Source organism: Paracoccus laeviglucosivorans (assembly GCF_900182695.1).
GTDB classification, from domain to species: domain Bacteria; phylum Pseudomonadota; class Alphaproteobacteria; order Rhodobacterales; family Rhodobacteraceae; genus Paracoccus; species Paracoccus laeviglucosivorans.
On record NZ_FXTK01000004.1, the window covers coordinates 324,842 to 338,506 of the forward strand.

At 65.0% G+C, this 13,665-nt stretch carries 17 protein-coding genes; 3 read left to right on the plus strand and 14 right to left on the minus strand.

From position 1 onward, the window contains the following. Window positions 1-171: 171 nt before the first annotated feature. A complete protein-coding gene (locus FN835_RS07205) occupies window positions 172-525 on the plus strand; it encodes an ArsR/SmtB family transcription factor (RefSeq protein WP_142662527.1) in 354 nt (117 codons plus the stop codon). Window positions 526-527: 2 nt separating this feature from the next. Here FN835_RS07205 and FN835_RS07210 read toward each other — a convergent pair whose 3' ends face one another. Then, window positions 528-2,129, minus strand: a complete 1,602-nt coding sequence (locus FN835_RS07210) for a bifunctional metallophosphatase/5'-nucleotidase (protein WP_142662528.1) — start codon at window positions 2,127-2,129, stop codon at window positions 528-530. Window positions 2,130-2,257: 128 nt separating this feature from the next. Here FN835_RS07210 and FN835_RS07215 point away from each other — a divergent pair, with 128 nt between their 5' ends. Together FN835_RS07215 and FN835_RS07220 are read left to right on the plus strand one after the other, a co-directional pair. Then, window positions 2,258-2,590 (plus strand): DUF952 domain-containing protein, encoded by a 333-nt coding sequence (locus FN835_RS07215; protein ID WP_142662561.1) that lies wholly within the window; start codon window positions 2,258-2,260, stop codon window positions 2,588-2,590. Then, window positions 2,587-3,657 carry a quinone-dependent dihydroorotate dehydrogenase gene (locus tag FN835_RS07220; protein ID WP_142662529.1) on the plus strand — a complete coding sequence of 357 codons (1,071 nt, stop codon included), beginning with the start codon at window positions 2,587-2,589 and terminating at the stop codon, window positions 3,655-3,657. Before FN835_RS07215 ends, FN835_RS07220 begins: the two co-directional genes overlap by 4 nt. A 4-nt stretch (window positions 3,658-3,661) precedes the next feature. Here FN835_RS07220 and cysE read toward each other — a convergent pair whose 3' ends face one another. The 13 genes from cysE to FN835_RS07285 form a co-directional block, all read right to left on the minus strand. Beyond that, complete coding sequence (gene cysE / locus FN835_RS07225) at window positions 3,662-4,504, minus strand: serine O-acetyltransferase (protein WP_142662530.1); 843 nt, start codon at window positions 4,502-4,504, stop codon at window positions 3,662-3,664. 66 nt (window positions 4,505-4,570) lie between these two features. Beyond that, window positions 4,571-5,281, minus strand: coding sequence for a DUF2793 domain-containing protein (locus FN835_RS07230; protein ID WP_142662531.1), 711 nt, complete (start codon window positions 5,279-5,281; stop codon window positions 4,571-4,573). Beyond that, entirely contained in the window at window positions 5,274-9,164 is a 3,891-nt protein-coding gene (locus FN835_RS07235; protein WP_142662532.1) for a baseplate multidomain protein megatron, read from the minus strand. Before FN835_RS07235 ends, FN835_RS07230 begins: the two co-directional genes overlap by 8 nt. A gap of 15 nt (window positions 9,165-9,179) precedes the next feature. Then, window positions 9,180-9,605, minus strand: a complete 426-nt coding sequence (locus FN835_RS07240) for an NlpC/P60 family protein (RefSeq protein ID WP_142662533.1) — start codon at window positions 9,603-9,605, stop codon at window positions 9,180-9,182. Further along, window positions 9,602-10,420 (minus strand): DUF2163 domain-containing protein, encoded by an 819-nt coding sequence (locus tag FN835_RS07245; RefSeq protein ID WP_142662534.1) that lies wholly within the window; start codon window positions 10,418-10,420, stop codon window positions 9,602-9,604. The genes FN835_RS07240 and FN835_RS07245 overlap by 4 nt, the downstream gene beginning before the upstream one ends. Further along, complete coding sequence (locus FN835_RS07250; RefSeq protein ID WP_142662535.1) at window positions 10,417-11,049, minus strand: DUF2460 domain-containing protein; 633 nt, start codon at window positions 11,047-11,049, stop codon at window positions 10,417-10,419. Before FN835_RS07250 ends, FN835_RS07245 begins: the two co-directional genes overlap by 4 nt. 1 nt (window position 11,050) lies before the next feature. Beyond that, entirely contained in the window at window positions 11,051-11,716 is a 666-nt protein-coding gene (locus tag FN835_RS07255) for a phage tail tape measure protein (protein ID WP_142662536.1), read from the minus strand. An 18-nt stretch (window positions 11,717-11,734) separates the two neighbouring features. Next, complete coding sequence (locus FN835_RS07260; RefSeq protein ID WP_142662537.1) at window positions 11,735-11,956, minus strand: phage tail assembly chaperone; 222 nt, start codon at window positions 11,954-11,956, stop codon at window positions 11,735-11,737. Beyond that, window positions 11,953-12,270, minus strand: coding sequence for a gene transfer agent family protein (locus FN835_RS07265; RefSeq protein ID WP_142662538.1), 318 nt, complete (start codon window positions 12,268-12,270; stop codon window positions 11,953-11,955). Before FN835_RS07265 ends, FN835_RS07260 begins: the two co-directional genes overlap by 4 nt. A gap of 1 nt (window position 12,271) precedes the next feature. Beyond that, window positions 12,272-12,685 (minus strand): phage major tail protein, TP901-1 family, encoded by a 414-nt coding sequence (locus FN835_RS07270; protein ID WP_142662539.1) that lies wholly within the window; start codon window positions 12,683-12,685, stop codon window positions 12,272-12,274. 3 nt (window positions 12,686-12,688) lie between these two features. Beyond that, window positions 12,689-13,117: a DUF3168 domain-containing protein gene (locus FN835_RS07275; RefSeq protein ID WP_142662540.1), complete on the minus strand. Its 429-nt coding sequence runs from the start codon at window positions 13,115-13,117 to the stop codon at window positions 12,689-12,691. Then, window positions 13,114-13,341 (minus strand): phage head completion protein, encoded by a 228-nt coding sequence (locus FN835_RS07280; RefSeq protein WP_142662541.1) that lies wholly within the window; start codon window positions 13,339-13,341, stop codon window positions 13,114-13,116. The genes FN835_RS07275 and FN835_RS07280 overlap by 4 nt, the downstream gene beginning before the upstream one ends. Before the next feature lie 85 nt (window positions 13,342-13,426). Further along, window positions 13,427-13,665, minus strand: a 239-nt coding sequence (locus tag FN835_RS07285) for a transposase (RefSeq protein ID WP_142662542.1), incomplete at its 5' end; no start/stop codon positions are given.

The following is a 13,665-nucleotide window of genomic DNA, read 5'->3' on the forward strand; positions in this document are numbered from 1 at the left end:
TATCAGTTGGGGCGGTGATAGGTGTTGACGCGCGCCAAGTCAAGCAATGGGGCACGCAAAATAAGTCGTTGAAAGTTAATCATTTAACGGTAACGTTCTTGGCAGGTTTCGCCGATAGCGTATCCGTTAGCAGCAGTAGCCTTTATTCAACTCATCGGTTAAACAAACGCGATGACCGGACCCAACCCGCAACTTGACGCTATTTTCGCCGCTCTGGCCGATCCGACACGGCGAGCGATCCTTGGCATGTTGCTGGAGGATGACATGTCCGTCACCGATGTCGCAGCCCCGTTCGAGATGAGCCTTGCAGCCATTTCCAAGCATCTTGCGGTGCTGGCGGGGGCGGGACTGATCCGGCAGGAGCGGCGGGGTCGGATCATCTGGTGCAAGCTGGAACCCGAAAGCCTGCGCAGCGCATCGGTCTGGATGCAGGGCTTCGGGCAGTTCGACCCGGTCGATCTGGACGATTTCGAACGCTTTCTGCAAAGCGAACTCGACCGCACTGAAACGACCGACCGGGGCTAAGATTACTTCACCGTGATGCGGCCATCCAGCACGGGCACGAAATCCGGGCCTTGCGCGGCAAGATATTCGGCCAGCACATCCGCCAGGTCGGGGCCAAAGTCATATGCATCGGTCGCATTGGTTTCGAAGACCTTGTAGCCGTCGCCACCCGCCCGCATGTAGTTGTTCGAGGCGACGCCATAAACCTTGGCCGGATCGATCGCGACCCAGTTCTCGCCTTCGCGGACCATCACTTCGGAAATACGCTGACCGGCGGCCGCCTTGGTATCCACGGTGTATTTCAGGCCCGCGACCTGTGCGAAACGACCTGCGCCCTGTTCATACTGGCTCGCGCCATTTTCCAGCGCCGCGACAATATCCGCGCCCTTCAGATCAAAGGTGGACAGCGTGTTCTGGAACGGCAACACGTTCAGCACATCACCCATCGTCACCAGACCCTCCTGGATCGAGGCACGAAGTCCGCCGCCATTTTCGATCGCGATGGTGATGCCCTGCGATTTGACGCGGGCCAGCATGGCATCCGTCACCACATTGCCCATCTCGCATTCGCGCTGGCGGCAGTTCTCACGCTCGCCGCCGATGGGGGCCTTGATCTCGGCCACGCGCTTTTGCTTCAACTCCTCGATCGGGGCGGCCATTTCTGTGACCCGTGCGGCGATACGCGCATCGGGCGTCACCGAAGCATCCAACAGGATCGGCGCCCCCTCCACCTTGGTCAGCTTGCCAGCATCGTCCCAAGTCAGAACCAGATGCCCCAGATATTTGCCGTAAGCATAGGCCGTCGCAATCGGGACTTCAGCCCCGTCCGGTCCCTTGATCATGGTGGGATAAGGACCAGCCGCGCCCTCCATATCGCCCAGCAGCGTGTGGCTGTGGCCCCCGATGATCGCGTCGATACCGGCAACTTCGGCTGCGATGGTTTGGTCGCGCAGATAGCCTTCGTGGGTCAACGCCACGATCTTGGTCACGCCCTGATCGGTCAGTTCCTGCACATCGGCCTTCAGGCTGTCCAGATCGTTCTGAAAGATCACCTTGTCACCGGGAGACGAGATGTCCGGCGTGTCCATCGTCAGCGCCGAAACGATGCCGACCTTCTGACCGCCCACATCCAGCGTCAACGCGCCACCGACCGCATCCTTAAGCTCGGGCGATTGAGACAGATCCAGATTGCCCGAAACGACCGGGAACTTTGCGCCGTCCGTCAGCACCTTCAGCCCTGCCGGACCGTCGTCGAATTCATGGTTGCCGACCGCCATGGCGTCAAAGCCGATGGCATTCATGAACTCAACGGTATCCTTGCCCTTATAGGTCGTGTAAAACAGGCTGCCCTGATACTGATCGCCCGCGTCCAGCACGACGACATTCTGCCCTTCGGCACGAAGTTGATCGCGCAATTCGTTAATCTTGCTGGAAAGTCGCGCGACCCCGCCGAAGCATTCGCCCTTTGCATCCGTCTCGGCGTCGCAGGTGCTGTCGTATTTGTTGATGGCTTCGACGCGGCTGTGGAAATCGTTGATATGCAGGACGTGCAGCGTGAAATCCGCCTTTGCCTGCCCCACACCAAGCGCCAGAACGGCGGCCGAAACCAGAAGCCAGCTTTTCATCTCATATCCTCGCCGATGGATGTCAGGGGCAGCTTCCGGGATGGGCGGGGTGCAGTCAACCAAGGATGGCACCTGTCGGAAAAGGTTCACGCTTGACGGCACGCATGGCGCGGCGCATGAACTCGGTCATGCTGGCCTATAAGATTTTCCGCAAGTCCGAATACGATGCCTTTCTGCGCCAAGGCCGCAGTTCCGGCGCACCTGTCGATCTGGCCGATGGCTACATCCACCTGTCCACCGCCGATCAGGTTCCAGGCACGCTGGCCAAGCATTTCGCAGCCGAGCGGGATCTACGCCTGCTGGCCGTGGATACGACAGCACTTGAACCGCTGCGCTGGGAACCTTCGCGCGGGGGGGCGCTGTTTCCCCATCTTTATCGCGACCTGACCCGCGACGACATCCTGTGGTCGCGCGACATCGCCCTTGGCCCCGAAGGCCACGACCCCGGAGAGCTGACGTGAACCTGCTTGAACATTTCGGCCTTCGCGCCCTGCACAAGCTGGACCCGGAAAAAGCGCATGACCTGTCGATCCGGGCGCTGTCGAACGGCATGGTCCCGCTGCCCGGCAAGCCTGCGACCTCGGACCGGTTGCGGATCAATCTGGCGGGGCTGGACCTGCCGAACCCTGTCGGGCTAGCCGCCGGGTATGACAAGAACGCCCGCGTGCTGCCCGCGCTGATGAAAGCCGGTTTCGGATTTATCGAGGTGGGCGCGGCAACACCGCGTCCCCAGCCCGGCAACCCCAAGCCCCGCCTGTTCCGGCTGACCGAAGATCGGGCGATCATCAACCGCTTCGGCTTCAACAACCAAGGGGCCGAGGCGATTGCCGCGCGTCTTGCCGCACGTCCGCGCCGCTATCCCGAAGGCATTCCCGTGGGCCTGAACATTGGCGCGAACAAGGACAGCACCGACAAAAGCACCGATTTCGCCACCGTCATCCGCATCGCGGGCGAGACGGCGGATTTCCTGACCGTCAACGTCTCGTCGCCCAACACCGAAAAGCTGCGCGATCTGCAGGGGGCGGATGCGCTGGCCGCGCTGCTGGACGGGGCGGTCGCGGCACGCGATGCGCTTGGCCGTCGCCCGCCGCTTTTCGTCAAGATCGCGCCCGACCTTGATGAGGCGGCGATTGCCGATGTCGCATCCGTTGCGCTTGGCGCAGGCATCGACGGCATCATCGCCACCAACACGACACTTGCCCGCGACGGCATTGGTCCGCGCCACGCGCAAGAAACCGGCGGGCTCTCCGGCGCGCCGCTTTTCGCCAAATCGACGCATGTTCTGGCCCGGCTGGCACGACAGATCGACGGGCGACTGCCGATCATAGGCGTCGGCGGCATCGGATCGACCGAACAGGCATGGCAGAAGCTGCGCGCAGGTGCATCGGCGGTGCAGATCTATTCCGCGCTGATCTATCAGGGCTTTTCACTGGCCGACCGCATCGCGCGTGAACTGGACGCGCGACTGGCCAAAGAAAAACTGACGCTGCAGGAACTCAGCGGCAGCGGGATCGACGACTGGCTCTGACGGATCAGAACAAGTCGTCGTGACCTAGCAGCTGGTTCATCGTATTCGACGGATCGGTGCAACCCGCGTCACCCACGATCCGCGCGGGCACACCTGCGACGGTCTTGCACGGCGGCACGTCGCGCAGAACCACCGAGCCGGCGGCGATGCGGGAATGGTGGCCGACCTGAATATTGCCCAGAACCTTGGCCCCGGCACCTATCATGACGCCATTGCCGATCTTGGGATGGCGGTCGCCGTCTTCCTTGCCTGTGCCGCCCAGTGTCACCGAGTGCAGCATCGATACGTCATTGCCGACTACGGCGGTTTCGCCGATGACGATGGAATGGGCGTGATCGATCATCACCCCCGTGCCGATCCGCGCCGCCGGATGAATATCGACCCCGAACACCTCCGAGCAGCGCATCTGCACGAAATAAGCCATGTCCGAACGGCCCTGCTGCCACAGCCAATGGCCAATCCGGTAAGCCTGCAACGCCTGATAACCCTTGAAGAACAGGATGGGCTGCATCAGCCGATGCGTCGCCGGGTCGCGATCATAGACCGCCAGCAAATCCGCCTGCCCTGCCTTTGCCAAATCTGGCGAACGCGCAAAAGCGTCATCCGCGATCTCGCGCAGGATCTGCTCGCTCATCTCACGCGATGCGAGCTTGAGCGAGAAGCGATAGGCCATCGCTGCCTCAAACGTCGAATGATGCAGGAGCCCCGCATGAATCAGCGCGCCCAGCAACGGCTCGTCGCGGACAGCGATCCGGGCCTCGCGCTGAATCCGCGACCAGATCAAGGCACGCTCATCATGGCGCGCCTCGTCCGAAATCGGTTCGATCATGTCCTTTTGAAGGTTCATAGCGGCGCGTCCGTCTGGCTTGTTGAACCAGACTTAATGGATCGCGGCAAAATCTTAAAGGCCCGCTCAATCAGGAATGCGCAACTCCCACCAATGAATGACGACGCGGACCCGCCCGCCTGCGAATTGCCCACCTACCGCCGTCAGCCGCAAAGCCAAAGGATTCCAATAGGTCATCGGTGCTGAAAGGATGCCGCGCGACCACGATCCGACCGTTTTGCCCAAGCCCTCGCCGAAACGGTTAAGCGCATCGGCATGACCGAGTGACCAGCTTGTCGCGGTGCCGGTAATCGCGGTCAGCACCCGCGCGGTCACACCGATGACCATCGCGCCCGCCGGAATGACCATCGCGGTCGTCGCGGCGGCCCCGGCGCTCAGGGTCACATCCTCGGATAGTTGCCCAGCGATCATCCCCGAGCCGTGCTGCCCAAGGCTGACCGCGCCGATGACCCAGGCCGCGCCGTTGTGGATGGCACCGACGCCGCGATCCGCGATCCACGCGCGCCGGCCAAAGCGCGGTTGCACGAAGATCCAGCCGCCATTCGCGCCGATGGCGATCCTGCCGCCTTGCCCCTCCCATGCGTTTGTCGCGCCTGCCGGGACGCCCCAACACATGCCATCCACCACTGTTTCGGGCGGCGCGCTGCGTGTGACGCTTTGCAGCACCAGATCGACCTGCCCGTCCAGCCGCATCAGCGCGTCGTTCACCGTGACATGCTTTTGCGCCTGTGCAGGCAGCAGCAGCGGCAAGTCCATATTCGCGGTTGCATCAGCCATTGACCGTCATCCTTGCATAAGGCCCGGCGCCGAACATGTCGGACAGTTGGGCAATCTGTATCTCAAAGGCGCCACCCGCCTTTGCCGCGTTCCACATCTGCGCCGGAACCGTCCAGCGCGGCTCACCGACAATCGTTTCGGCCAGAACCGACCCGTCGCGGACCAGCCGTGCCGAATATCGCTCCTGCGCCTCGCCCAGTGGCACGTCGGGGCCACCCCAGTCATCGCCATGCACGCGGGTGCGGCGCACCCAGGTGATCGCCGTCCCGCGCACTGCCAGATGGCAGGGTGACAGCGGGCGCAGCCCCGCGCCGCGAAAGGCCGCGCCGATATGGCGATAGCTGGGATCGTCCGGCGCGCGCGTGCCCGGCCCGATGCGCCAATGCCGCATCTGGTTGCGGGCCGAGGGGGGCAGATCGACCTGCACCACAGCCGCATCCAGCAAAACGACCGTGCTGCCGACCGGCCAGACGGCGGGCATGAACGCATCCGTCCCCGCCTGCCCCCGCAGCCGCGTCTGGATTTCCCATAGCCCCGGCGCGATCAGCCTTGCATCGCGGAACTGCAGCAGCTCCCATCCCTCGGCCGAGCCGTCGCCGATTGCCATCAGGTTCGCACCGGCCAGCAACGCAGCCTCGGTCGCGCTTTCCAGCGAGCCGCCTTTGATCTGCACCCGCAACGCGGGGCCCCGATCCCAGACGCCCGGCTGGACCGCCGCCAAAGGCGTCGTCGTGACCCCCATGACCGCAGGCTGGGCCAGCATCGTATTGGGCGCATATCCTCCGGCTTCCTCGACGGATGCCCAGACAGCCGCCGATCCTGGCCATGGCGTTGCCGTTGCCGCGACGTGCGGCGCATGTGCCACCTCGTCGCCACGCAGCAGCGGCAGGTCCAGAAAGACCGGCCACACCGGGATCGGCGGCACGAATGCCCGCGAACTTGCGCCAACCTCCGGGGTCCGCGCCGGACGATAGACGCCCGGCTCGACCCGGACGGCATCGACGGTCACGGCCCCGGCGCGTTCGATCCGATCAATCCGCCAGCGCCGGACGGTCCCCGATGTCTCGGTCAACTCGACCACATCACCCGGCCCCATAACCCCCAGCGATGGCGGCAGCGCAAAGCGCACCATGTCGCGCGCCACCTGCGTCTCGGACACCCAGCGTTCCGCCATCATCTGACCGTCGCCCGGCGTCAGTGCCATGGGCAACTCACTGTCCGAGACGGTCAGGAAGGTGCCCCCCGGAACCTGCGTCTCGGCGGTGCGGGCGGCATAGTCGCCCCCCGCCTCGATATGTGTCAGCCGCACGCGGCCCGGAATCTCGGCATCGGAGGCGCGGGTGAATTCGGGACCGTCCAGATCATCCGTGATCGCCATGTCGTCCGGGCCAAGCGCCGCATCAATGCGCGCGTCGCGCATGGAAAAGCGCAGAACGCCATCGCGCTCGACCGCATCGAAACCATGCGCCAGCATCAGCGGCTGCAACGCGGCCCGTCCGCTTTCCGCGCCGCTGATCGCATATCCCTTGACCAGACCGTAAAGCCCCGAAGTGTCGAACGCCTTGACCCCCGCATCGCGGCAGATCTCGGCCACCACATCGGCCAAGGGCACCGCCCCCGCGCGACCGTTCAGCCAATGGCCGCGTTGCCATGCGGGGCCGTCCGACCACAGATCGGTGCGGGCCGGAAATGCCGGATAGGGGCGCGCATCCCAGGCCCAGACATGGGCGCGGTCCATCTCGATCATGCGCCCCGCGCCTGTGCGGCCATAGGCGGCGCGCGCCGGGTTGTTCGTCGGATCGCCCCAGTAATCGGTCATGGCGCGGATATAGGCCGCCTGCACGTTGTCGTCGCGCCGCCCGTCCGAGAACCAGGGCAACATGGATTCCGAACTCATCGCGTCCAGAAACTTGTTGGGCTGGTTGGTGCCCTTGTCCAGCGCGGCACAGCCCATTTCGGTGAACCAGATCGGCTTGGACCTTGGCACCCAAGGGGTTTTCCCGGCGCGACGCTGACCGCCCACCCGCTCATGGTGCGGGTTCGCCCACCAGTTCGCGATGTCCTTGTATCGCCACAACCAATGCTCATCGAACAGCCCATCATGGATCGGCGTGCGGACCTGCATCCGCCGATCCTCGTCGCGGACGTAATACCAGTCGTAACCCTCGCCACCCGCGACATTGGCACGCAGATAGTCGGGATTGTCGATCCGGCCCCAACGCGCATCCAGGTGATCTTCGCCATCGCGCCAGTCGGACAGCGGCATGTAGTTGTCGATGCCGATAAAGTCGATCGCGTCATCGGCCCATAGCGGGTCCAGATGGAAATACACATCGCCACTGGGCGGCTGATAGCCGAAATATTCCGACCAATCCGCCGCATAGCCGATCTTGACGCCTTCGCCCAGAATGCTGCGCACGTCCCCCGCCAGCCGCCGCAATTGCGAGACAGCCGGGAACGTGCCGTTCACCGCCTGAATCTGCGTCAGCCCGATCATTTCGGACCCGATCAGAAAGGCGTCGATGCCGCCTGCCGCCGCGCACAGATGCGCGTAATGCAGGATGAACCGGCGATAGCTCCATTCCTGCGGCCCGGTATAGGTAATGCGGTCGCCGTCGCGCGTGAACTGGTGGGCCTGTGCGCTGCCAAAGAACGCGGCGACCTCGGCAGCCGCCGCAGCCGTCCCCGCCGGACTGCCCGGACGCCCCGCCGCGATGCTTGAGGTGATCCGCCCACGCCACGGCATGACCGGCTGGTCGCCAGCCCCGCTCCACGGATCGGGACGGCCGTTCCCGGCCATCTGCTCCATCAGGATGAACGGATAGAACACCGCCCGCCGCCCGCTGGCCGCGATGTCGCGCAGCGCCTCGATGACGCTGCCATCGGCGGGTGTTCCGCCATAGATCGGGCGGCCATCCACCCGTGCCACTTCGTCGGCCTGATCCCGCGCGATGCCGCCCGCGCGCCACGCCATACCCTGACCGTCGCGCGACTTGTCCTCGACCTTGGGGCGCAGGGTGCAATCACTGACGCGCAGGTCATCGCCGAACCACGACACCACCACCGAGACCGAGCCGACACGCGGCAGTTCCCGCCCCAATGCCTGCATCGAGGCGCGGAAATCCGTTCCCGCCACCGGCGTGTTATGGTTGATGACCTGCGTTTCCCCTAGACCTTTGTCATAGCTGACAGGAGTGGTCGCCAGCGAATATTCCCCCGTTCCGGGGATTAGCGCCACGGCCTGCACCTCGCGCGACATTCCGCGCCCGTCACGCGCGGCCCGCGTCACCTCGAAATGCAGTTGCGGGACGCGGTTGCCCCAACGCTCCAGCGCCAGATCCTCCAGCACGACATAGGCGATGCCGCGATAGGCTGGCGCGTCGTCGCCCAGCAGCCCGTGAATGGCGGGATCGGGGATCTGGTCTTCATCACCCGGATAGACGCGCATGTTCAGATCGTCGGCCGAGATCTCCTCGCCATCCGCCCAGACGCGCCCCACCCCAAGGATCGGCCCTTCGCACAGGGCTAACGCGAAGCTCAGCCGATAGCCGATCTGCGTCGCGCTGGAACCCGTGCCCTTGCCGCCGCCCTGCTTGCGCCGCGTTTCGACCAGCGGACCCGACCAGATCGTGTGCCCCAGCAGCCGCATCTGGCCCCAGACCCGCGGGATCGGCTGCCCTTCGCCCGCGGTCTGGATACGCATACGATCGACGCGGCCCGTTTCGACCGCTTTCGACCCCGCACCCAGCAGGCGCTGGTCGATGACCCGACCCAAAGTCGCGCCGACCGCGCGGCCGATCACCGCACCCGACAGCCCCAGCACGGCGCTGCCAAAACCCGCACCGATGGATGCACCGGCTGCCGCCAGAAGTATCGTCGCCATAACGCCCTGCCTTTCCTAATCGATTGTCGGAAACCTGAACCTGCCCGCGATGCGCAATCGCCAGGGAGCGGATAGCGGGCTTTCGACCACGCCATGCCGGTCATAGGCATGGATGAAGCGCGGCGCGGTCCCGGTTTGCGTCAGAATACCCATGTGCTTTGCAACTGCGCCCGCGCTCATGCGAAAGATCAGCACATCGCCCGGCGCTTCTTCGGTCGCGGGCTGCAACAATCGCCCCGCACCCAGCATCAGCAATTCGCGACCGCCCATCTCGCCCCAGTCGGGGGTATAGGCTGGCATCGGCTCGGGTTCTGCACCAAAGAACTCGCGCCAGATGCCCCGGATCAGCCCCAGACAATCCGTCCCCGCCCCCTTGGCCGAGGCCTGATGCACATAAGGCGTCCCGATCCAGCCCCGCGCGGCATGGACCACGCGGCTCATCGGTTCACCTTGGGCGCAATCAGCCAATCTTCCGGGGGCAGATGTGGAAAGCCGCGAAAGTTCAGATAATTCAGAAACTTCATCCGGCATGTCTGGGGCCGCTTATCGCAACCGGCGATCAGCCTGATGCGGTCGCCGACTTTTGGATGCAGCCCAAGCGAGGTCCAAAGTCCCAACTCGCGCCCCGCCGGGCTGGCAAGATCGACTTTGATCAAGCCCCGCAAACCGGCCGCCTGCCCGGACAGCACGACAAGCTGCCCGCGCTCGAACCAACCGGCGTAGTGACCGGCGATGCCGGTCAGGACAAGGCGCTGGCCATCGGTTTCCTGCACCAGGCCTTCGGCGGAATAGCCCGTAGCAGACAGATCGAAACGGCATTTGGCGTCGCCCAGCTCAGCCGAACAGCGCGGATGATAGACCCGGCCCTGCGTCTGGTTCAGGGGCTCGGACAACCCGCGCAATTCGGCGCGGAACGCGCCCCCGCTCCGGCTGACCTCGCCCAGATGACCGCGAAAGATCAGGCTGCGGTTCGCCACGTCCGACCAGTCCACCTCCCATAGGCGCACATCGGCACTGTCCCAGCGTCCGGCCATCAGGTCGCTCTCTGTGATGGCGCTGTCCGACAGCGCGCCAACGGCTTCGGTATTGTCCACCGACAGGCCCGCGCCCTGCACGACAGCCCTGGCGCTCAGCCCCGCATCGGGACGAAACGAGATACCCTCGAACCGCAAGGCCCGGTCGTGATCCGTAAAGCCCAGCACCAGACCGTCGGCCCGCGCCAAAGCCCAAGCCCGCGCAATCGTTTCGCCCTTCACAGCCGCACCTCGATCACCGGAACCTGTGGCAGGTCGCCCGCCTGAAACGAGGCGACCGACACCGCAATCCGGTCCGTGTCAAAACGAACCGGCACATCGAATTTAAAGCCCGCGGTGATCTCGGCACCCACGGCAGGCGGCGCGTTGAAAGTCAGGATGCCCAGCGCGGCATCGACCGTGAAATCCAGCGTATCGAACTGTTCGACATTGCCGATCCCCGCCCGCACCGTGCCTGGCACGGGCTTTGCGATGGGGCGCCAGTAACGCGCTGGACCGGACTGATAGGACTTGCGCAGGGTGAACTGCACCCGCTTGCCATCCCCACGTCCGATGACCTGATCCTGATAGGCCACGGCAGCACTGGGGGCCGCCGACTTGTAATCAGACCAGTCCTTCCAGCGAAAACCGTGCAACTGGCCGGCCCGTGCCTCGAAAAAGGCGACCAAGGCCGCCACATCGTCCAGCGACCGCAGCCCCATTCCCGCGTCATATCGGCGGCGCGAATGTGCCCAGGGGCTGCGGCGTTCTTCGTGACCATTGCTCAGCGCGACGATCTCGGTGCGCCGCTCTGGCCCGCCTACACTGCCAAAGGACAGGTTTGCAGGGAACCTGATGTCGTGAAATGCCATGTCACCCGTTCCTTTCGCCACGCGCCAGCATCCGCGACAATTGTGCGGCGATCTGGCTTTGCGACCGCTGAAAGCCGCCCACATCGGGGGTCGAGACGTTGAAGGTCACATGGACCGGACGCCCCCCGCCCGCCGCCGCTACGCCCAGCTTGCCATCCGCACCACGGCGCAGAGGCATGATCGCCTCGGGCCCCGCCTCTCCCATCAGGCCGGTCGCGCCGCGCATCGGGAAATAGGTGGGGGCACTGACCACGCCGCCCTTGGCAAAGGGCATCACGCGGCCCTGCGTGAATGCACCACCATCGGCAAAGGGCATCGCGCCCGATACCAGCCCGTTCACCCCCTGCGAGATGGCGCCCGCCAGCGCCTGCTGGATCGGCTTCATCGCGACTGCAAAGGCCGTATCCGCCATGCTGCGCGCCACGCCTTTCAACGCATCGCTCAGCTTCAGACCGTCAAAGACCAGCCCCTCGAATGCGCGCCGCAGACCACCGCCGATACCCGTCGCCAACGAGCCGACTTCGCGATTGGTGTAAAGCATCCCTTCGCGCAGCCGCGAAAGCTCCTGCTCAAAGGCCGCCGTCACGCGACCGCTTTCGTCCAGACTGCGGCCCAGCGCGCTGTCCCCGGCATCGCTGAGCGCGCCGAACCCATCCTTGTTCGCCACGATGGCGCCTCCTGTTTGCTATGCTTTCGGCGGCGCAGGCCGATCGGGATAACGCGCCGCCAGTTCCGCCAGCCGGTCGCGCGACATGGCGCGCGTTCCCGGCTCGATCCCCAGCATCAGGGCCAGTTCGGCCGGGGTTAGCGCCCAGAACTGCGCAGGCGTCAGCCCCAACCCGCCCAGCCGCGCGGGGCCAAGACCCACCTTGATCAGCCCCGGCCAATCCAGCCCGCGCGCGTTCATGCGCCCTCGATGCGAAAGGCCCGTGCCAGCAGCTGCGCCGCCTGATGCGCCGCAGCCACCGGACCACCGCGCAATTCGGCGGCGGCGAACGCCGCACGGTCGCCCGCCCAGCCTCCGCCGCGCAGACCCGCGATCAGCACGGCCATCACGTCGCTGCTGGAAAACTGCCCACCCTCGAAACGTTCGACCAGCGCGATCATGCTTTCCGCGCCCAACGCGCCCTCAAGCTCGGCCAGCGCACCCAGCGTCAGCCTGGCGACATGGGGCTGGCCGTCGAGCCAGACCTCGACCTCGCCCGAATACGGGTTCGCCATCTTACAACGAGACGAAGCTGACAGCGCCCGCGCTTGCCAAGGAAATCTCATAGCTCGCCTCGCCGTTATAGCTGCCGGAATATTCCAGGGACGTGATCTGGAACGGTCCTTCGATCGTGCCGAAATCCGGCACCACAACCTGAAAGCGCGGCACTTCGCCGTCAAAGAACACCTGCCGCGCCCGTTCGTCGGTGGTTCCGTCGCGAAACACCCCCGAACCGGAGATGCTGGCCGACCGCACACCCGCGCCGCCCAGAAGCTCGCGCCAGCGGCCCTCGCTTTCGATGCCGGTGACATCCACCGTTTCCGCGTTGAACGCGATCCGCGTCGCCCGCAGGCCCGCGACCGTTTCGAAATGACCGTCCCCGGTCATGTCCATCTTGATCAGCAGGTCGCGCCCGTTCTGCACCGCCATAGCCTAACTCCTTGCCCCAAGATCAATGCGCGCGCGAAAGGTCAGATCGACCCGCCGCCCCGCGCCGTTTTCCACCCGCCGCGCCCTTGCGCGCTGAAACCAGATGCCGACCAGATGCCCGCGCGTCAGCGGCACGTCCGCCGCCTCCAGCGCCTCGGACACGGCGGCGGCTGCGGCCTTGACCCGGCCAAAGCCATTGGCATCATCCGCCCCCGTCAGGACCGAGATCACGAAGTCATGCACCGCCCCCGCCCCTGTCATGTCGCCGCCGTCCCGCACATCCTCGGGCCCCAACGAGACATAGGTTCCCGCAGGGGCCGCCACCGGCATCGCATCGAAGATCGCGTCGCCCACCAGTTCGGCCAAGGCATCGCTGCCGCGCAGCACCTGATAGACCGCCGCCTGCAAGGCCGCCGTCGCCGCATAGCTCATGCGTCCGTCTCCTCTTTGGCGTGACAAATCAGATAGCGGCCCTTGCAGTCGCTTTCGGCGACGGCCTCGATGCGGAAAAGCCGCCCGGACACCATGCGCAGACGTTGTTCCGGGCGTGGACGGCGGAGATCGCCCGCACGCGCGCCCCTGACGGTGATCCGCCATGAAACCACGCTTTCCGCCCCGACCTCGGCGGAACGCAGGGCCCCTGCACCCGCGCGCATATCGGCCGAGCCTGTGTGGAAACAGGTGGTTAGCGGCGCGCGGGGAATCCGTGGTTGTCACTGCGGCTGATCCGCATCGACCGCGTCAGGCGGCGATTTCAGCTATCAGACGCCGGGTGCCGATCAGGGAGATGGTCCGTTTGATGTTATAGGCGAGGACGTTCAGTGCCATTTCCGTCCTGACGTTCGGCAGGCGCCTTGTTAGGAAGTGCGTTGCGCCCATCCAGCTCTTTATCGTACCGAACGGATGCTCGACGGTGCAGCGTCTGCGCGTCATCGGATCCGGGTCGCGGCCAAGTCGCGCCAACATGTCGTCTACCAGAT

Coding starts and splice junctions, on each gene's coding strand:
- FN835_RS07205 (WP_142662527.1), top strand. CDS start 172: ATGACCGGACCCAACCCGCAACTTGACGCTATTTTCGCCGCTCTGGCC.
- FN835_RS07210 (WP_142662528.1), bottom strand. CDS start 2,129: ATGAAAAGCTGGCTTCTGGTTTCGGCCGCCGTTCTGGCGCTTGGTGTG.
- FN835_RS07215 (WP_142662561.1), top strand. CDS start 2,258: ATGCTGGCCTATAAGATTTTCCGCAAGTCCGAATACGATGCCTTTCTG.
- cysE (WP_142662530.1), bottom strand. CDS start 4,504: ATGAACCTTCAAAAGGACATGATCGAACCGATTTCGGACGAGGCGCGC.
- FN835_RS07230 (WP_142662531.1), bottom strand. CDS start 5,281: ATGGCTGATGCAACCGCGAATATGGACTTGCCGCTGCTGCTGCCTGCA.
- FN835_RS07235 (WP_142662532.1), bottom strand. CDS start 9,164: ATGGCGACGATACTTCTGGCGGCAGCCGGTGCATCCATCGGTGCGGGT.
- FN835_RS07240 (WP_142662533.1), bottom strand. CDS start 9,605: ATGAGCCGCGTGGTCCATGCCGCGCGGGGCTGGATCGGGACGCCTTAT.
- FN835_RS07250 (WP_142662535.1), bottom strand. CDS start 11,049: ATGGCATTTCACGACATCAGGTTCCCTGCAAACCTGTCCTTTGGCAGT.
- FN835_RS07260 (WP_142662537.1), bottom strand. CDS start 11,956: ATGAACGCGCGCGGGCTGGATTGGCCGGGGCTGATCAAGGTGGGTCTT.
- FN835_RS07265 (WP_142662538.1), bottom strand. CDS start 12,270: ATGGCGAACCCGTATTCGGGCGAGGTCGAGGTCTGGCTCGACGGCCAG.
- FN835_RS07270 (WP_142662539.1), bottom strand. CDS start 12,685: ATGGCGGTGCAGAACGGGCGCGACCTGCTGATCAAGATGGACATGACC.
- FN835_RS07275 (WP_142662540.1), bottom strand. CDS start 13,117: ATGAGCTATGCGGCGACGGCGGCCTTGCAGGCGGCGGTCTATCAGGTG.
- FN835_RS07280 (WP_142662541.1), bottom strand. CDS start 13,341: ATGCGCGCGGGTGCAGGGGCCCTGCGTTCCGCCGAGGTCGGGGCGGAA.